This is a genomic window from Butyrivibrio sp. AD3002, from assembly GCF_000420905.1.
Lineage (GTDB): Bacteria > Bacillota > Clostridia > Lachnospirales > Lachnospiraceae > Butyrivibrio.
Genome location: NZ_ATVV01000007.1, coordinates 55750 through 75303, shown reverse-complemented (window position 1 = coordinate 75303; position 19554 = coordinate 55750). Strand labels below are relative to the sequence as shown.

Genomic DNA, 19554 nt, shown 5'->3' with positions numbered 1-19554 from the left:
CTCAGCCTCGTATTTTCTCCGCGAGTTCGCTGAGCTTTCTTAGCCTGTGATTAACCCCGGATTTGCCTACCGGCGGATCCAGATATTTTCCAAGCTCTAACAATGTTGCATCAGGATATTGCAGCCTGACCCTGGCCATATCTTCGAGTCCCTTGGGAAGATTCTCAAATCCGTAATGGTCTCTCAAAAACAATATATCCGCGGTCTGTCTCGATGCTGCATTGACTGTTTTTGTGATATTGGCCGTCTCGCAATTAACCCTTCTGTTTATGGAGTTGCGCATCTCTTTAACTATACGCTCGTTTTCCATATTCATGAGACTTACGGGAGCCTCCATAACATTAAGGAGATCTACTATAGCAGTACTCTCTTTAATATATACGACATAGTATTTTTTGCGCATGACAATTCGCGCCTCTATGTCAAAGCTCTCTATCATCTCTTTTAAGTCATCCGCCATTCTCTCGGATGTACATACAAACTCGAGATGGTATGATTTACTCGGATCACTTACTGAACCAATACACAAAAAAGTGTCTCTTAAAAATGCTCTCTTACAACAGGATTGTCTAACCAGTCTGTGACTGATTCCATCATCTGCTGTCCTGATTTTTCCTGTATCATCTATAAGATGAATGGACTTAAGAATTGATGAAATCTCCTCTGTTCCACTAAGAACAGGCAGGTAAACCTTGCCTCCTGCATGCTCCTCGGGCATTTTATCAAGCACGCTAGCCTCTATATTAAATGCTTTTTTTAGGATTGTAAAGAACTTTCTCGACTGCGCCGCAGCATCTGACTGTAAAAACACAGTGTACATGCCGCTTTCCGAGCACCGTATCAAACCGGAGCCCAAAACAATCGCCGCCAGTTCAGAAAGCTGACAATGCCTCGATGTCGCTATCTGCTTTGCAAGTTCATTTTTAACATCACCGGAAAATGACATCCATATCACCTTGCATGCTTCAAATCTCTGTGATAAATCTTTACCCCGAAATTCTCCGCTTCTTTTAATCTCTCATATATTTCATTTGCTATTGTAACAGATCGGTGCTGACCACCGGTACATCCGATGGCAACCACCAGCTGATATTTTCCCTCATTAATATAACCGGGAACAAGGAATTCCAGCATATCCTTCAGTTTTTCAAGAAACTGTTCGCACTCCGGAAAGCTCTTAACATAGTCCTGAACAGGCTTATCATTTCCTGTAAGATGCTTTAATTCATCAATATAAAACGGATTGGGCAAAAATCTAACATCAAATACCAGATCGGCATCCGATGGAATTCCGTGCTTAAATCCAAAGGACAATACCGTCAAAATCAGGTTACCGCGCTTTTCATTTGCAACGAACAGCCTGTCCATTTCCGTCTTGAATTCACGGGTAAGCAGCTGAGAAGTGTCTATAATATAATCTGCCTGCGAACGAAGCTTCTTAAGAAGCTCCCTCTCCTTCTTGATACCATCTTCAATTCTTCCTTCAGGAGAGAGCGGGTGCCTTCTTCTTGATTCTTTGTATCTCTTTACTAAAACCGCATCCGAGCACTCCAGGAAAAGCACCTCCACAGGAAGTCCTCTTTCCCTGAGTTCTTCAATAACTCTCGGAGCATCCTCAAACCTCTGGCCGGATCTTACATCCAGACCAACTGCAACCTTCGTGATCTCACTGTCTGGCTGCGTTATCAGCTCTGAAAATTTCTCAAACAGTGCCGGAGGCAGATTGTCTACACAGTAGAACCCCGCATCCTCAAGCATATGTATAGCTGTAGATTTTCCTCCCCCGCTCATTCCCGTTACGATTACAATTCTCATGCCTTAAATTCTCCCAAAAGTATTACCTCCGGAGATAGTTCAACTCCGAAAGACTCCATTACCTTTTTTCTGACGTCGCATATAAGCCTATATACATCATCCGAAGTAGCATCACCGGTATTTATTACAAACCCGCTATGCTTCTCGGAGACCTGTGCTCCCCCTACACTGTAGCCCTTAAGTCCGGCATCCTCTATAAGTTTTCCCGCAAAGTATCCCTCAGGTCTCTTAAATGTTGATCCTGCACTTGGATACTCCAGCGGCTGCTTGGAGACACGCCTACTCTTAAGATCCTCCATCAGAGCTTCAATATCTGCTCTGTTTCCTTTTTCAAGTTCAATAAGTGCATCGGTTATAACGCAATTAATTCTCTTAAATACACTTGTCCTGTAATCAAACTCGAGCTCATCACGGCTAAAAATTTTCTCGGTACCATCCTCCATAATAGCAGTTACAGAGCGGACAACCTGCCTCATCTCACCGCCATAAGCTCCGGCATTCATCACAAGTGCACCGCCGATAGAACCCGGTATACCGTGAGCAAATTCAAAGCCTTTAAGTTCTTTATCTCTGGCAAGATTAGCAACAGCTACATTAAGTGCTGCCGCTCCTGCTCTTATAACAGTGTCACTCTCGGGAACAACTTCCGCAAACTCTCCCTCCAGAGACAAGATTATTCCTCTGTATCCTTCATCAGAAACAAGGAGATTGCTTCCGTTTCCGAGAATATAATAGTCCTTGGAAAAGGTCAGCCCTTCCTCATGAAAAAACTTTATCAGCTTTGAAAGAGCCTCTTTTGTTCCTACCTTTACAAAATAATCGGCAGGCCCACCCGTGCGAAACGTGGTGTGCCTGCTCATAATCTCATTTTTTATAATGTTTTGCTTCGGGATAATCTCCGAAAGTTTTACATCCAAATCAATTTTCATTTTTTGAAACCGAATCCAAAACCAGTTTAGCTGCTCCGAAGATTCCCGCATCATTTCCAAGCTTTGCAAGAGCAAACTTTGTTCTCTTTGCGCCGGGGAATACATACTTCTCAAATGAAGGACGAACAAGATCAAAAAGAACGTCTCCTGCCTTTGAAACTCCGCCGCCAAATACGATGATCTCAGGATTGATAGTGGATGCTATCATTGCAAGACCTTTTCCGAGATATTCGCCATAGCGTGTAATTGCTTCATTAGCAAGCTTATCTCCCTTCTTTGCTGCATCGAAGATGTCCTTGCACATGAAGTCTGTACCGCGAAGAACACACTCCTCATCGCTCTCTTCAAGTAATCTATTCATGAGAAGAACTGCGCCTGTCGCACTTGCATACTGCTCAAGACAGCCTTTATGTCCGCATCCGCATACGAGAGTCTCATCGTCATTGATATGAATATGACCGATTTCTCCGCCGGCACCAGTAGCACCGTTAAAGATCTTGCCGTTGTGGATGATTCCTCCGCCTACACCTGTTCCGAGTGTAACCATGAGCATATCCTTGTAGCCCTGGCCGCCGCCCATCCAATATTCTCCGAGTGCAGCTACATTGGCATCGTTACCGCACTTAACGGGAATCTTAACAAGATCGTGAAGCTCATCCTTCATATTGAACTCACTCCAGCCGAGATTAACAGCCTTGAAGATTGTTCCGTCATCGCCGAAGGGGCCGGGTGCACCTGCTCCTACTCCGACTACCTGTGAATCCTTTATTCCTCTCTCGGTCATCTTATTTCTGATCGCCTCAGCGATATCAGGGAGAACATTTTTTCCCTCGTCCTCTGTTCTTGTAGGAATCTCCCACACTTCTATCTTGTGACCGTCCATATCAAGGAGTCCGATTTTTACGGTAGTTCCGCCTATATCAACTCCGAATACATATCTTTCTACTAAACTTGATGTCTGGTTTTCCATTTACACTGCTTCCTTTTTATTATTCTTATTTATTATTTTCTATTTATCAATCGTCGTCATCATGACCCTTGGTGAGCGAATTCTGCACTCTGTTATAAAGCTCCTGAGCAGCATTGTAGCCCATCATCTTCTGTCTGTGGTTAACTGCTGCGGACTCACAGATAATCGCAAGGTTTCTGCCGGGACGAATCGGAATTCTGTGACAAACTATCTTGTTGCCAAGATACTCTGTATATTCCTCTTCAAGACCAAGTCTGTCGTATTCCTTGTCCTTATCCCACTCCTCAAGCTTGATAACAAGGTCAATGTTCTGTGTGTCGCGGACGCTGGATACACCGAAAAGTGTCTTTACATCCACGATTCCGATTCCTCGAAGCTCAATAAAATGCCTCGTGATATCGGGAGCTGTTCCTATAAGTGTCACATCACTTACCTTACGCAGTTCCACCACGTCATCGGACACAAGTCTGTGACCTCTCTTAATAAGCTCAAGCGCAGCCTCGGATTTACCGATTCCGCTTTCACCTGTTATAAGAACGCCTACGCCGTAAACATCAACCAGAACTCCGTGGATGGAAATGCAGGGAGCAAGCTCCACATTAAGCCATCTGATGATCTCAGCCATGAATGATGATGTAGGCTTTTTAGTTACCATTATCGGAACCTTCTCCTCAAGCGCCATCTTTACGAACATCGGATCCGGTATCAGATTTCTGCAGAAAACGACACACGGAATGTCAAAGGATAAAAATTCGCGATATACCCGCTCCTTATCTTCTGCGGGAATGGATTCCATATATGAATATTCTACGAATCCTATAACCTGAAGTCTTGTAGCCTCAAAATGCTCAAAGTAGCCTGCGAGCTGCAGAGCCGGTCTGTTGATATCGGGCTGATGAATTCGAATCTTGGAAACATCGAGCTCCGGGGTGAGGTTTTCAAGCTCCATCTTTTTAATGACAGTTTTTAGCTTTACCGTTGCCATGAGATACCCCCTTTTAACTTACCACAGTTTAGCACACCCACTGGGCTTTTACAATTATTTCATGCCTCCCCGCATCCTTAAGAATGGAAGAAATCATATATCTGTTTCGCGGCATTTTCAGGAATTTCCGGAACCTGCTTAAGCGTCTCTATATCTGCATTTCTGATATCTTCTATGGATTTAAAATGGCGCATAAGAGCTTTTCTTCTGGCAGGACCCACTCCGGGAATCTCATCAAGGGAGCTCTTTACCTGTGATTTACTTCGAAGAGAACGATGGTACTCTATCGCAAATCTGTGTGCTTCATCCTGAATTCTTGTTATGAGCTTAAAGCCCTCGGAACGTCTGTCTATCGGGAGCTCTTCATTATTGAAATAAAGTCCTCTGGTCCTGTGGTTGTCATCCTTAACCATTCCGCACACCGGAATAGTAATTCCCAGTTCTTCAAGAACCTGCAGGCAGATATTTACCTGGCCTCTTCCACCATCCATCAAAATAAGATCGGGAAACTTTGTAAAGCTGCCGTATCTCGCATCTATCTCGCGCACTTCAAGCTCGTGCTTTTCCTCTAGGCCATGCATAAGTCTTCTGGTGAGTACTTCCTTCATGCATGCATAGTCATCCGGGCCTGTGACGGATTTAATCCTGAACTTCCTGTAATCACTGCGCTTTGGTTTTCCCTTCTCATAGACAACCATCGATCCGACATTGGCAAAACCGCTGATATTGGAGATATCGTAGGCCTCCATTCTGATAATTCCATTGATCCCCAGAAGTTTTTCTATCTCTTTTACAGCTCCTATTGTTCTGCCTTCTTCGCGCTTTAGTCTCTCCTTGTCCTTACTCAGAATCAGCTCTGCATTTTGAGCTGCAAGCTCCATCAGCTTTTCCTTCTGCCCTCTCTCCGGGACACTTAGATAAACTCTGCTCCCTTTTCTCTGAGTGAGCCATTTTTCAATTACCTCCATGTCCTCTATGGCTTCGGGAAGCATGAGCTCTCTCGGAATAAAAGGCGTTCCGGCATAGAACTGTTTTACAAAATTCAGCAATATCTCATTTGTGGGATTCTCGGACACATGCGTCATGTAGAAATGCTCTCTTCCGATAAGCCTTCCGTCTCGGACAAAAAAGACCTGCACCACAGCATCATTCTCATCTGCTGCAATGGCCAGTATATCCTTGTCCTCCATGGCTGAATCAGTCATCTTCTGCTTCTGTGCCACCTGTTTTACACTGGTAAGAAGATCCCTGTAGGTTGCTGCTTTCTCGAAATTCAGCTCCTCCGCCGCTGCCTCCATCTTTTCAGTCAGATCCCTGATAATAGGAGTATAATTGCCTTCCAAAAAGTCCAGAGCACCTCGTATCCTCTCGGCATATTCTTCCTTTGAGATTTTTCCGTCGCAGGGCGCAGAGCATCTGTTCATATGATAGTTAAGGCAGGGTCTGTCCAGACCTATGTCTCTTGGCAGAACTCTGTTGCAGGTTCTGAGGCCGTATATCTTGTTTATCAGCTCTATGGTGTCCTTAACTGCTGCCGCACTGGTAAACGGACCGTAATACTTGGACTTATCCTTCTTCATAAGTCTGGAGAATAAGATTCTGGGAAAGTCCTCGGAAACAGTGACCTTTATGTAGGGATAGGTCTTGTCATCCTTCAGCATCGTGTTGTATCTGGGGCAATTTTCCTTGATCAGATTATTCTCAAGGACAAGCGCTTCCAGCTCTGAATCAGTGACGATATACTCAAAGCGAGCAATCTGCTGGACCATGCGGTCAATCTGCGGCCCGCGGCCCACGATTTTCCTGAAGTAGGAGCGCACCCGGTTATTGAGATTCACTGCCTTCCCAACATACATTATCGTGTCATTCTGATCACGCATTATATAAACCCCCGGCTGTTTCGGGAGCTTTTTCAGTTCTTCCTGTACATTAAATTTCTCTTCCATAATTACATCTTATCAAAAAGGCTGCCGCTACGCGACAGCCCTCTGGATTCTTACATACATTTTTGTCTTTTCACAAAAATTCTTAATTCTGATTATCAAAATTGTCAGGCATATGTGAGAAGCGTCCACCACCTGTAGGTGTATCCTCATTCTCTTCCTTCTTCTCAGGCTTGGAGGCATAGGATGCTCCGCCCGGGCCATATGTAGGCTGGCCGTATGTAGGAAGTCCGAAAGATGTCGTGCTCTGCTGCGACTGACCATTGGTAGCGTCTTGAGGCTGCTGCCAGTTTATATATCCCTGCTGGGGCTGTGGCTGCTGCTCAGAAGTAACAGGAACGGGTTCCGGCTCCTTCTCTGCAGAAACAGACTCCTTCTTCTCCTTCTCCTTGATCGGAACATTCTCTCCAACCGCTGCGGATTCGGGACGTGTAGCATAGATTCTTCCGTGCTTTGCCTCCTCCATCTCTTCCTCGGTGGGTTCGGGAATGTTCTCTACCTCACGATAAATCTTCATGAATTCCTTACCGGTGATGGTCTCTTTCTCAATAAGGAACTGTGCGATCTTATCCATGGTATCAATGTGATCGCGAATGATCTGCTTTGCCTTCTCGTAACAGTCGGCAAGAAGCTTTTTCACCTCTTCGTCGACTTCGTACTCAGTCTGCGGACTGCAGTTAAGCACTCTGTTTCCGTCGAGATATCTGTTTTGTATTGATTCAAGCTGCATGAGTCCGAACTTATCACTCATACCGAACATTGTTATCATGCTTCTGGCCATTGAGGTAGCTTTCTCAATATCATTCTCAGCACCTGTTGTAACTGTGTTGAAAATAACTTCCTCAGCCGCACGTCCGCCGAGCGAAACAATGATATCATCAATGATCTCATCCTTGGTCTCAAGGTATTTCTCATCCTCGGGAACCTGCATTACATATCCGAGTGCACCCATGGTTCTGGGAACGATTGTAATCTTCTGAACAGGCTCAGTATTCTTCTGAACCGCACTGATAAGGGCATGTCCGACCTCATGATAGGAGACGATCTTTCTCTCCTCCTTGCTGAGAATTCTGTCCTTTTTCTCTTTTCCAACAAGTACCTGCTCAACGGCCTCCATAAGATCCTGCTGGCAAACATACTCTCTGTGAGCCTTAACTGCATTTATGGCTGCCTCGTTGATCATGTTGGCAAGGTCTGAACCTACAGCACCGCTGGTAGCAAGGGCGATTCCCTTAAGATCAACGGTCTCATCCATCTTAACATCCTTGGAGTGAACCTTAAGGATCTCTTCACGGCCCTTAAGATCAGGCTTATCAACAATGATACGTCTGTCGAAACGTCCGGGACGAAGAAGCGCTTTATCAAGAATCTCAGGTCTGTTTGTAGCTCCGAGAACGAGGACACCCTTTGAAGAATCAAAACCATCCATCTCTGAAAGCAGCTGGTTCAGTGTCTGCTCACGCTCTTCATTTCCGCCGCCGTACTTACTGTCACGGCTTCTTCCGATAGCATCAATCTCATCTATGAAAATAATACAAGGCGCATTTTTGCTGGCCTCTGCGAAAAGTTCACGAACACGGCTCGCACCGACACCGACATACAGCTCAATAAAGTCAGATCCTGCAAGTGAATAAAAAGGAACGTGTGCCTCACCCGCAACCGCTTTGGCAAGAAGTGTCTTACCTGTTCCGGGAGGTCCTACCAAAAGAGCACCTTTCGGAAGCTTCGCGCCGATCTTAACGTATCTGCCGGGATTATGAAGGAAGTCAACGACCTCAACAAGAGATTCTTTTGCTTCATCCTCGCCCGCTACATCCTTGAAAGTAACTCCTGTCTCACGCTGCATGTAAACCTTAGCGTTGTTTTTACCGATACCGAGCGGACCGCCGCCCTTCGACATGCGTCTGAACACAAATGAAAGAATCAGCCACATGAGCAAAATCGGAAGAACATAATAAACGGCAAAGGAGATGATCGCACTCGAAGAATCCGGAATCTCACTGCTTACCGGAATTCCTGCATCAAGAAGTCTCTTCGTAAGTGTGGAATCATCCTCGGCTTTACCCGTATAATATGTCAAAACCGTGGTCGAACCGGAGAAGGGATTGAACTTAAGCTCATCAGAACTTACCTTGGGGATAATGTTGATGCGGTCACTCTCGATCACTACGCTCTCAACCTTCTTATCCTCGATCATCTGAATAAACTCGGAATAAGTTACTTCTTTATTACTGGAACCTGTAACCGCGCGCATGAAATATGTCATGAAAAGCACTGACACAAGCGCAGCAACAACCAGCAGTAATATATTTTGTTTCTTGGGACCGCCTTCTCCGCCTGCCCCATTATTGTTATTATAATTGTTATCCATTGCTTACCTCTTAATCTCGTTTCGTGGTTCCTATCGTTCTATTATAAGTATAACAGATACATAAATCAATTTATAAATTCATAGCTGAAATAAAACTCTCTCCGAAGGTATCTGTACCTGCCAATGAAATCTCACTCGAACGGGCTGCAATATCAGTGATCTTTTTTTGATAATCACAATCTCCGAGCGCCTTTATACAGCCCTTTAGCGAAGTGTTACCTACGCACTCTGTTATGTTTTTATTTATATATTCCTCCGGTAACATCTTTAGTGCTTTTATCATATCAATATCAAGATGTTCACTGAATCCTCCGGCAATATATACCTTATCCACATCTGCGGAAGTAATGCCATGTTCCGAAAGCAGGGTATCTATCCCGCTTCTTATCGCAGCCTTTGCAAGCTGCAGAGCACGAATATCATTCTGCGAAAAAGAAATCGTCTTTTTTTCATCCTTATATAATATAAAACCTTCTTCGAAATATTCATCCGCCAGAAGACCTGTTTCATCGACGATATCGCATCTTCTGAGTTCGGATACAAGTTCAAGTACTCCGCTTCCGCAGATTCCGAGAGGTTCTGTATTTTCTATCGTCCTGTAATCCGCGGTTTTTTTCTCTTTATCAATCTTTACATGCTCTATGGCTCCCGAAACTCCGGCCATACCGCAGGATATACCGCCTCCCTCAAACACCGGACCTGCTGCCGTCGAGCAGACAGTTATTTTTTGGGAGTCCGCAACTGCCATCTCTCCGTTTGTTCCAAGATCAATAAGCATATAGGTTTTACCCTCAGGTATCTTATAAAAATCAAGGGCATACATACCGGATACGATATCCGCTCCAACAAAAGCAGATATACCTGGCATTATTCTGCATTCGGTTTCATCATAAATATCTTTCTCTTCGAATGTGACTCCAAGTACCTCAGAAAAGCTCATCTCCGGATATGAAAGTCTTACGGGTTTATAGGGAGAAATTCCCAAACCCTCACAGGAATCCCCCACCAATAAATGAAGCATGGTAGTATTCCCGGCAATCACGACCTCCTTTAAGGCTACATTTTTAAGAAGTCCCTTCAAATCATCCGTTACCAGCTTTCTCAAAACATCAGCATTGCCCTCATTTGCCGCCTTGATCCTGCTTATAACATCGGCGCCGTAACTTCTTTGATGATTCATGGTTACTGCCTTCTTTATGATGTCATTCCCGTCCTTTGGCGATATGATTGCTGCTGCAATCGTTGTGGTACCGATATCTATGGCTGCAACAAAGTTTCCGGACGAAAGATCCTCGCACTTATCCTCTCTGCTCTCCTCCTTTATACTGAAAGCCTTATCTTCTTTTGCAGTGGAAAGATCAGTCTCAATCTCAGCATCCTCTGTAATTACAGCTCTGCAAGCCAGTCTCCAGCCACTTTTTATCTCATCCTCACTAAAAAACGAGCTGTCAGCTGAAGTCGCCCTGGGGGCACCGCTGACAAACCTCACCTTGCACTTTCCGCATCTTCCCATACCTGCGCAGACCATAGGAATATCCATATTTTCGCGCTTAAATAGCTCGGAGAGTAGCGTCCCTCTGCTGATATTGTATGTTTTTCCATTGTATAACAGTTTCATATGTTCTTTCATCGCTGCAATTGGCAACTTAACCCCATTTAATTTGTACATCTTATTTTATAATTATATCTTAATTGTGGTATAATTTTTATCAGTATTCAATAATGGTCTGACAAAAAAGACCACAATATAAAAAGGTAAAACTTAATTTAAAAGGAGGAAATTTTTGTATGGGTATTTTACAAGCTGGAGTCGGAGCTGCTTCAAGTGTTCTCGCTGATTCCTGGAGAGACTATTTCTATTGTGATGCTATTCCTGCTGACACACTTGCCGTTAAGGGCGTTAAGCGTACCGGCAGAGGAAGCTCCAACACCAAGGGTAATGATAACATCATTTCCAACGGTTCAATAATAGCAGTTGCTGACGGGCAGTGCATGATTCTCGTTGATCAGGGAAAAGTAACTGAAATCTGCGCTGAGCCCGGTGAGTTCGTATATGATGTAAGCACAGAGCCTTCTCTCTTCTACGGAAGCCTCTCTTCCAACATCAAGGAAACCTTTAAAAAGATCGGTAAGCGTATCAGTTTCGGCGGAGATGCCGCTAACGACCAGCGCATTTACTATATCAACACCAAGGATATCATCGGCAACAAGTACGGTACCGCTAATCCGGTTCCTTTCCGTGTTGTAGATAAAAACATCGGCCTCGACGTTGATATCTCCATCCGTTGCCATGGTGAATACAGTTACAAGATCGTAGATCCCATTCTCTTCTATACCAATCTCTGCGGAAACTTCACAGGAGAGTACAAGAGAGAAAACATCGAATCTCAGTTAAAGAGTGAGCTTCTCACAGCTCTTCAGCCCGCATTTGCAAAGATTTCAGAGACAGGCGTTCGTTACAGTGCTCTTCCCGGACACACCACAGAGATCGCTGATGCACTGAACGAAGTTCTTTCAGCTAAATGGGGCGACACTTACGGAATCAGAATTTCCACATTCGGTATCAACTCCGTAAACGCTTCTGAAGAAGATGAAAAGATGATCAAAGAGCTTCAGAAGAATGCTGTTCTTTCAAATCCCAACATGGCAGCCGCTACTCTTGTAGGCGCACAGGCACAGGCTATGCAGGATGCCGCTAAGAACACATCAACAGGTCCTATGATGGCATTTGCAGGAATGAACATGGCACAGCAGGCAGGCGGTGCAAACGCAGCCGGACTCTTCGCTATGGGGCAGCAGGCACAGCCTGCACAGGCAGCTCCTCAGATGCAGCCTCAGAGCCAGGGTGGTTGGACATGCGCATGCGGAACCGTCAACAACGGCAATTTCTGCTCAAATTGCGGTCAGCCCAAGCCCAGCGCAGACTGGACATGCTCATGCGGAACTGTTAACAGCGGAAAATTCTGTTCAAATTGTGGTCAGCCCAGACCATAATTATCGGCAGAAATAATAGTTTAGGAAATTATCTATGGGATTAACCGAATATGAATGCCCCTCGTGCGGAGGGGTAATGAATTTTGATGCCGGCAGTCAGATGCTGCTTTGTCCTTATTGCGACACCAAAATAAAGGTTAGTGATTACAAAGCCCCCAGACAGGAGGAACAGGACAAAGATGCAAAAGCAGACAGCAATGAATGGCTTTCGGAAGGCACAGAATGGAAACCCGGCGAAACCGATGGTATGGTGGTGTATTCCTGTCAGTCCTGCGGAGGTGAGATAGTCGCCTCTGAGACTGAAGGATCCCTCACCTGCCCTTTTTGCAGTAACAATGTTGTTGTAAAAGAAAAGTTCGCCGGTGACCTTCGCCCCAACTATGTCATCCCGTTTAAGAAAAGCAAGCAGGACGCCATGGACAGCTATGCCGGCTATGTTAAAGGAAAATTGCTTTTACCCAGGGTTTTCTTTGCGCAGAATCATATAGACAAAATTCGCGGAATTTATATTCCGTACTGGCTTTATGATGCAAAGATAGATGCTGACTACAGATTCGAAGCAACAAAGGTCAGAACCTGGAGTGACAGCGACTACAATTACACGGAAACCAGCTTTTACGAGGTTGACAGATCCGGTCACGAAGAATTCAGTCATGTACCCCATGACGCTTCAAAAGAGATGCCCGATGATCTTATGGAATCCATCGAACCCTTCAACTTTTCCGAGGCGGTTCCCTTCAACAGCGGATATCTTGCAGGATTTCTTGCAAACAGATACGACGTTGATGTAGAGGAAACCAAGACGCACATCGTGAATCGTATGGAGAACACGGTTGAAAACGATATCAGAAATACCGTAACCGGCTATTCATCAGTAACACCCATTACCAGAAACAAACAGGTGCGCAGTCTTTCACACAAATATGCGCTCTATCCGGTATGGCTGTTAAACACTTCCTGGAACGGAAACAACTATCTGTTCGCAATGAACGGTCAGAGCGGTAAATTTGTCGGCAACCTTCCTGTAAGTAAGGGACGAGCTGCCGTACTCTATATCCTTTCAGCGCTTGGATTTACACTTATTTCCATAATCATCTGTCTCATCGTTATCAGCTAATAATACATTAAGGGATAGGAATATGAATCATAAAAAACAACTGAATATTATTACGGCCATGCTGATATGCTTCATTCTGGCATTGCCTGTCATCCTGTCGTTTAATGTTAAGGCCGGCACCGAGGGTCTTGTGGATCCCGTTTATACGGTAGACGGATCACTTTTCCCTGTAGTCGATGCCGCCGATCTGCTGACGGATGACGAAGAGAACGCTCTGGCAACTCATATCTATCAGGTGGAAAACGAGTATAATTCCGCCATTGTCATTGTTACCGTAGACAGTCTCGGAAGCCGCGATGTAGAGGCCTATGCCGACGATTTTTACGATTATAACGGCTATGGCATTGGAGAAAAACACGACGGAATTCTCTTCCTGATTGATATAACCTCCAGACAATGGCATATTACAACAACCGGCTCTGCAATACAGGTGTACTCGGATTCAGATCAGGAAGACCTTATTGATGCCTGCAAGAGCGATTTATCGGCAGGAAATTATTACTCCTCCTTCGATAAATTTATCTCTGCTTGCAGCAGAAAGCTTCAGGATGATATTGACTCCCACACCTTCACAGCAGGGAAACTCGGAATCTGTATTCTTGCAGGTCTTTTACTTGCACTGATTCCGCTTTTCATATTTATTGCGCAGCTCCACACGGTTCACAGAGAAACCGGAGCTTCGAATTATTCACAAAATGGTCTGTCCCTAACCGGACACCACGACAGATTTATAAGAAAAACTCTGTCAAAGCATGCTAAGCCAAAGGATACCGGCGGTTCTTCAACCCATACAGGTTCTTCGGGAACAAGCCACGGCGGAAGCAGCGGGAGCTTTTAAAAATCCTCAGACCTCATCCATCACTCGGATGAGGTCTTTTTACTTCTTCTGGTAATACAAAATTCAGAAATATAACTGTTTTTTTATAAAAGACTGCTTTTTTTATTGATATACTTATTATCAGGAGAGAGCTATGCGACTTCGCGATTATTTACATATAAACGTGTGGCTGCTGCCCATTTTGCTGGTAGTAATACCGGTAATTTTAATTCTTTTTGGCAGCTCATTTATGACCACGCCAAACACCTATCATATGACCACCCTGGAAGACGGATGGTCTGTAAAGCATGGAAATTTTCATGCAGATGATGCATCTCTTGAAGATCTGAATATAGGAGATTCCCAAAAGGGCGATGTTGTGATAATAAGCACCTCGTTCCCTTCAGGGCAGGTGCCATCTGCTTGTATCATGTTCAGAACTATCCTCTCGGTAGTCACTGTCTATATAGATGATGAGGAAATCTATAACTATGGAAAAGAATTCTATGATGCGGGAAGACTCCTCCCCAAGCACTTTAATATTGTTCCAATTAAAAATCCGCAACAATATGCCGGAAAAACTCTGACAATCAGACTCGATGTCACAGAAGATGATGCATTCTCCGGTCTTTCACCGGTCTACTACGGAAACAGATTTGAGCTCGAGCGGCACTTATTGCAGAAAAAGCGCCTCCCTCTGTTCATAGGCGGTTTCCAGATAGTCTTTGCTTTTCTTTTACTGACACTTTCCTCGTATCTGTATATGTACCACGGACATGATCTGTCACTAATCTTCACTTCACTGATAGCATTTTTCCTTGGTGCCTACAACCTTGCTTTTAACGACCTGTTTTGCTTCCTTTCGGATTATGAAGCCTTCTTCAATTTCCTAGAGTACTTTTCTCTGTACTCTATTCCTTTTGCTATTATTGCCTTTCTTATTTCATCGCATCCAAGCCTTAACACCAATCTAAATAAGGTTCTGATAGCTATAAATGCGCTTTTCCCGATAGTTACCACCATCTTACATATAAGCGGAATTATCCATATTAATATTTTTGTACCCACACTTCACATTCTGGCTATTGTAGAAACAATAATAGAGCTTCCGCAGATTATTACCGATGTGATAAAGCATTATCATAACAGAAGAAATAGTCCGGAATACGTTGGAATGACTTCAGACAGCATTCTCGTGCTGGGTCTTGCCCTTTTCATAGTTTGCTCTGTCATTGATATCATAAAGTACAATGTGCTTAAGTTTCTCTTAGCAGGCGGAGAAGCTTACGCTGATATCAACTTTATGACTATAGGCGCTTTGTGCTTTGTACTTTGCCTGTTTGTATTCTATTTCTATCACGGAATAGAGCATATTAACTCAGTCTACATGAAGGAGCACCTTGAGGGTCTTGCCTATACCGACTCTCTGACAGGCCTTATGAATCGTGCCAAATGTATGCAATACATGGCATCTGTACATGGAAAATTTGCCATCATTTCTATTGATATGGATAATTTAAAGCCTGTCAACGATACACTGGGGCATCAGGAGGGTGACCGAATATTAAAGACCTTCGCAGACATCATGAAGCAGGCTTTTTCCGGTGCAGCTTTGATAGGGAGAACCGGCGGTGATGAATTCCTTGTGGCAGTAGAGAATCCCGAGGAAGGAATATGCCAAAAAATGATAAATGACCTGCGCGAAAGACTTAATGCTTTCAACAGTCATGAGACAAACCTAAATCTGTCCGCATCCTGTGGTTTCGCCTACAGCCGTGAAGTTCAAGGTGGCGAAGCCGGCGATGTTTTTGTGCTTGCCGATAACCGCATGTATGAAGAAAAAGATAAGCATCATTCTTCCAAGATCGGAAGATTTGTAAATGACATAATGGGCAATACACCCTCGAAGGAAGGAGGTGTACCTGCAGATGATTAAACGAATCAAATTCCTTATAATTGCACTTCTTACCTTCCTGCTTCTTGTAACTATATGCCACTTTTTATTCTATCCGGCTAATGCAGGAAAGATATACACATTTGATAAAGAATGGTCTGTTGAATTTAACGAAGAAAGCTTCGAGAATGTCTCTCTTTATGACATCCCTAGGGCTCTCAACTTTAGGTCAAAGAAGGGTGATATTATTGTGCTCTCAAGAACTATTCCTGCAAGTAACGCTTTCGTGTTTCCCACCTTTATGTTTCTTTCAAGATATTCTGCATACGACCTGTTTATTGATAACGAGCTCATCCGTTCGGAGTATAAAGACTTGCTGGAAAAAGGAGAATATATAGGTTGTAGTTTCCATGTTGTTCCTGTTCCGGAAAAGGATCATCCTATGGAGCTGCGGCTCGTCCTCTATGTTGAAGAAGACAGCTTCTATAATTTTTACTTGCCGCCTGTATACGGCGATTATCACGATGTCATGCGCTCCTATATATTTAGAAATATGTTTCCTCTTGCATCGGGAGTTTTCCTGATAATTTTCGGTGCAGCCTTTTTAATCATTACTTTAGGTTTTTACAAGACAATGCCCAGTATTCTTTCCCAACTCTTTGTATCGATCCTGTTTATTAATCTGGGAGTGTGGGTACTTGGTTATTTCAGACTGGTCGATTTTTTCATAGATACCAAAAGCAGAGCTACCGAATTAGAGTATGTCTCCCTTTATCTTATGGTGCCTCTTACTTACCTTATTGTCGGCTGCATCCAACAGCACTACCGCGATTGGATATTTATGGTAGTGTCCTGCACCAGTTCCTTCATTTGTATAGGTCTTATCGTGCTTCATTTCACAGGTGTCATCCATATGAATCGCACGTTGCCGTATTTTCAGTGCATATCCATAATATGTTCCTTCTTCATGCTTATCATCTTCTTTAAAGATTTTAAGCAAAAAAAGCTTGCGCCTGCCGAGGTAATACAGTTACTCGGTCTTTCTGTTTTTTCTCTGTCATACATAATCAACTATGCCGCTTTTTCTCTGGAAATAAGGAATATTGTTCCCCCATCATTCCTGACAATACGCATGATTCCGATGGCAGGACTGATATTCGTTTTCGCAAACCTCATTAACTATTTCATTTACTTGTCGGAATCCTTCGCCATGAGAAAAGAGTATGCGTCTCTGACACACCTTGCTTATGCAGACGGACTGACAGATCTTCCAAACAGATCACGCTATGATAAGTATCTGGAAGATTTGGACAAAAGCGATGACGACTACTGCATAGTAAGTCTTGATCTTAACGGCCTTAAGGAAATTAACGATAGCGACGGACATGCCGCAGGAGATAAATATTTATTGGAATTCTCTCAGGTTCTTAAACAGTGTTTTGATGACAAAGCTTTCATCGCCAGGATAGGTGGCGATGAGTTTGTGGCAATTCTCAAAAAGGAACATTTTGATGAAGTGGATACTCTTTTAACAAGGCTTAAAGACGCGCTTGAGGTGAAAAATGTTCTGTATCCCGGCTACAGAAGAAGCGTAGCTTCCGGTTATGCCTTCAGCACTGAAGTGGAGCAGAAAAACTCTCACAGTGTTTATCTGCTTGCCGATAAGCGAATGTATGAAAACAAAAAGCTCATGCACGCAAAGCTCGGCATAGTTGCAAGGATATAGATTATTTACGGAGCATCTCCTCAAGCTCTGCCTGTGCCTCAGAAAGCCCTTCGTCTATATCTTTCTCCCCGTTTATGATAAGCTCCATCTTATTTCCGAGTATTGTATAAAAATCGGTCCACTCTTCCATATCAGGTCTGTAAACACCGTTTTCAAGAGCAGCACAGACCGCTTTTAGCGGAGGATTATCTGCCAGAATCTTCTCATCAGTAAGGCATGAGTATCTGCAGGGAACGCCTCCGTATTCTATTGTACTTTTTTGCACTTGAGGGTCCATCAGATACTTAACAAGCTTCACTGCCAATTCCTTATTTTGGCTATTTACAGGAACACCTATGGTCCATATACCATATACATTTGCATTATACCCTTCAGAGTCACTGAACGCTTTTCCCGTAAGTGCAATGTAGTCAGATGCTGATCTCTTTGTAGGCGTATACCACCCCGGCCAGCCTACCGCCATAGTAGCTGCTCCGTTGTCGATCGCCATTATAAGATCATCTCTGCTTTCCGATTTTCCTGTAGCAATCAGCTGCATATAAAAATTGAGCGCTTTCTTGAATTCCTCTGTATTTACCGTGGGCTTGTTATTTTCATCAACAACCCACCCGCCGTAGGATCTGAGAATCGGGAGAAAATCCACCACATAATTGTTCTCGGAATCGCCCCTGTACATGAACCCCAGGTTCCCTTTATCCTGTGAAGCCTTGCACACCTGATATATCTCTTCAAGGGATGAAAGTTGTTCAACATTATATCCCGCTTTCTCCACGTTATATTTATTGAAAAGAAGAACGGTCACATTGCCGTAAAAAGGCGCAACATATATATCATTTCCATCGTAGCAGATAGTCGTGGTAGCTTTTATAATGTCATCGTCCAGTTCATATCCTTCTTTGGAAAGGTTTAACAGTAATGAATTTGCGGTCATCTCTGCCTTCCAGGATCCGTCTATCATACAAAGATCATATTGCCCTTCAGTCTTCGATGCATTTTCAAGAATACCTTTGTGAAGCTCTTCTTCTCCAAGTTCCAGCACATCACAAATGACCTGGTTCTCTTCTTCGAACGGAATGAGGCAGGATTTTATCGCATCGGAGTAAATACCGGCTCTTAGCGCCAATGTTATATGAGGCGCCGTCTCCGGATCCACTCCCGATGCGTTTTGCTTATCCTGCTTTTTCCCGCAGGACATCGCACATATTAGCACCATTACTGTCAGTATGGCGGAAAGCATTCTCTTCCACTTCATACACCTATACTCCCCTTTCTGGCGTTGGGATATCTTTCCATTTTGAGATTGACATCCTCCATGCAGGAATCAATTTTACTCATCGGTATATTACAAAAAATGTTTACAAGATTCTCATCAAGCTGTGTACCGGCTGCTAATCGAAGTTCGGATGTAGCTTCAGCGTAGGGCAAAGTAGCTTTGTACAAGCGATTCATTGTCATGGCAGAATAAGCATCTGCCACCGCAATCATTCTGGCTCCGAGGGGAATCTGTTCCCCTGTCAGCTGGTGATAGCCCTTACCATCAATTCTTTCATGATGATACAGAATGTAGGAAAGAGTTTTCCCCATCCCGGGCACATCCTTTAACATATTTACTCCTATATCAGGATGCTTCTTTACTATCTCCCACTCATTTTGTCCAAGCTTCCCCGCATGTTCCATTATCGAATCAGGTATGCCATTTTTACCTATATCCAAAAGAAGCGACGCATAGTGAAGGTCAATCTGGCTGACCTGTAATCTGTATCTGAAAGGCATAAATTCATATAATACCATCGTCAGATTATGCACATGGAGAGAATGTCCGTCGAGATTAGGATTTCCCGCTTCAATAATTCCAACCAGTATCTCAAGAATTGCTGCCGTGCGCTTTTTCCTGGTATAGTTTTCATGCAGAGTAATTGCTGTGAGCATTAGCAGTATTATTATGAAAAATATCAGCAGGTTGATCTCATTTGAATTCATAATCTACCTCCCT

At 43.9% G+C, this 19554-nt stretch carries 15 protein-coding genes; 5 read left to right on the top strand and 10 right to left on the bottom strand.

Translation table 11 applies throughout. The features are described 5' to 3' along the window. Position 1 precedes the first annotated feature (1 nt). From whiA to G596_RS21305, 8 genes are all read right to left on the bottom strand, one after another. Positions 2 to 946: a DNA-binding protein WhiA gene (gene whiA, locus G596_RS0106865; RefSeq protein WP_022761100.1), complete on the bottom strand. Its 945-nt coding sequence runs from the start codon at positions 944 to 946 to the stop codon at positions 2 to 4. A gap of 5 nt (positions 947 to 951) precedes the next feature. Beyond that, positions 952 to 1815 carry an RNase adapter RapZ gene (rapZ, locus tag G596_RS0106860; RefSeq protein WP_022761099.1) on the bottom strand — a complete coding sequence of 288 codons (864 nt, stop codon included), beginning with the start codon at positions 1813 to 1815 and terminating at the stop codon, positions 952 to 954. Further along, positions 1812 to 2744 carry a UDP-N-acetylmuramate dehydrogenase gene (gene murB, locus G596_RS0106855; protein ID WP_022761098.1) on the bottom strand — a complete coding sequence of 311 codons (933 nt, stop codon included), beginning with the start codon at positions 2742 to 2744 and terminating at the stop codon, positions 1812 to 1814. Before murB ends, rapZ begins: the two co-directional genes overlap by 4 nt. Continuing rightward, complete coding sequence (locus G596_RS0106850; RefSeq protein WP_022761097.1) at positions 2734 to 3714, bottom strand: ROK family glucokinase; 981 nt, start codon at positions 3712 to 3714, stop codon at positions 2734 to 2736. Before G596_RS0106850 ends, murB begins: the two co-directional genes overlap by 11 nt. A 46-nt stretch (positions 3715 to 3760) precedes the next feature. After that, positions 3761 to 4699 carry an HPr(Ser) kinase/phosphatase gene (hprK, locus tag G596_RS0106845; protein ID WP_026498524.1) on the bottom strand — a complete coding sequence of 313 codons (939 nt, stop codon included), beginning with the start codon at positions 4697 to 4699 and terminating at the stop codon, positions 3761 to 3763. 77 nt (positions 4700 to 4776) lie between these two features. Beyond that, positions 4777 to 6645, bottom strand: coding sequence for an excinuclease ABC subunit UvrC (uvrC, locus tag G596_RS0106840; protein WP_022761096.1), 1869 nt, complete (start codon positions 6643 to 6645; stop codon positions 4777 to 4779). Between the two features lie 82 nt (positions 6646 to 6727). After that, positions 6728 to 9013, bottom strand: coding sequence for an ATP-dependent zinc metalloprotease FtsH (gene ftsH / locus G596_RS21310; RefSeq protein WP_022761095.1), 2286 nt, complete (start codon positions 9011 to 9013; stop codon positions 6728 to 6730). A 70-nt stretch (positions 9014 to 9083) separates the two neighbouring features. Beyond that, positions 9084 to 10631 carry an ASKHA domain-containing protein gene (locus G596_RS21305; RefSeq protein ID WP_196805200.1) on the bottom strand — a complete coding sequence of 516 codons (1548 nt, stop codon included), beginning with the start codon at positions 10629 to 10631 and terminating at the stop codon, positions 9084 to 9086. 170 nt (positions 10632 to 10801) lie between these two features. Here G596_RS21305 and G596_RS0106825 point away from each other — a divergent pair, with 170 nt between their 5' ends. From G596_RS0106825 to G596_RS0106805, 5 genes are all read left to right on the top strand, one after another. Further along, on the top strand, positions 10802 to 12007 hold the full coding sequence (locus G596_RS0106825; RefSeq protein WP_022761093.1) for an SPFH domain-containing protein: 1206 nt from the start codon (positions 10802 to 10804) through the stop codon (positions 12005 to 12007). A 76-nt stretch (positions 12008 to 12083) separates the two neighbouring features. Continuing rightward, entirely contained in the window at positions 12084 to 13124 is a 1041-nt protein-coding gene (locus G596_RS0106820) for a hypothetical protein (RefSeq protein WP_242829169.1), read from the top strand. A 22-nt stretch (positions 13125 to 13146) separates the two neighbouring features. Beyond that, positions 13147 to 13962 (top strand): TPM domain-containing protein, encoded by an 816-nt coding sequence (locus tag G596_RS0106815; protein WP_022761091.1) that lies wholly within the window; start codon positions 13147 to 13149, stop codon positions 13960 to 13962. 133 nt (positions 13963 to 14095) lie between these two features. Beyond that, positions 14096 to 15877: a GGDEF domain-containing protein gene (locus G596_RS0106810; RefSeq protein ID WP_022761090.1), complete on the top strand. Its 1782-nt coding sequence runs from the start codon at positions 14096 to 14098 to the stop codon at positions 15875 to 15877. Next, positions 15870 to 17561: a GGDEF domain-containing protein gene (locus tag G596_RS0106805; protein ID WP_022761089.1), complete on the top strand. Its 1692-nt coding sequence runs from the start codon at positions 15870 to 15872 to the stop codon at positions 17559 to 17561. Before G596_RS0106810 ends, G596_RS0106805 begins: the two co-directional genes overlap by 8 nt. 1 nt (position 17562) lies before the next feature. Here G596_RS0106805 and G596_RS0106800 read toward each other — a convergent pair whose 3' ends face one another. Both G596_RS0106800 and G596_RS21300 read right to left on the bottom strand, forming a co-directional pair. Then, a complete protein-coding gene (locus G596_RS0106800; RefSeq protein ID WP_022761088.1) occupies positions 17563 to 18813 on the bottom strand; it encodes an extracellular solute-binding protein in 1251 nt (416 codons plus the stop codon). Beyond that, positions 18810 to 19541: an HD-GYP domain-containing protein gene (locus G596_RS21300; RefSeq protein ID WP_022761087.1), complete on the bottom strand. Its 732-nt coding sequence runs from the start codon at positions 19539 to 19541 to the stop codon at positions 18810 to 18812. The genes G596_RS0106800 and G596_RS21300 overlap by 4 nt, the downstream gene beginning before the upstream one ends. Positions 19542 to 19554: the final 13 nt, after the last annotated feature.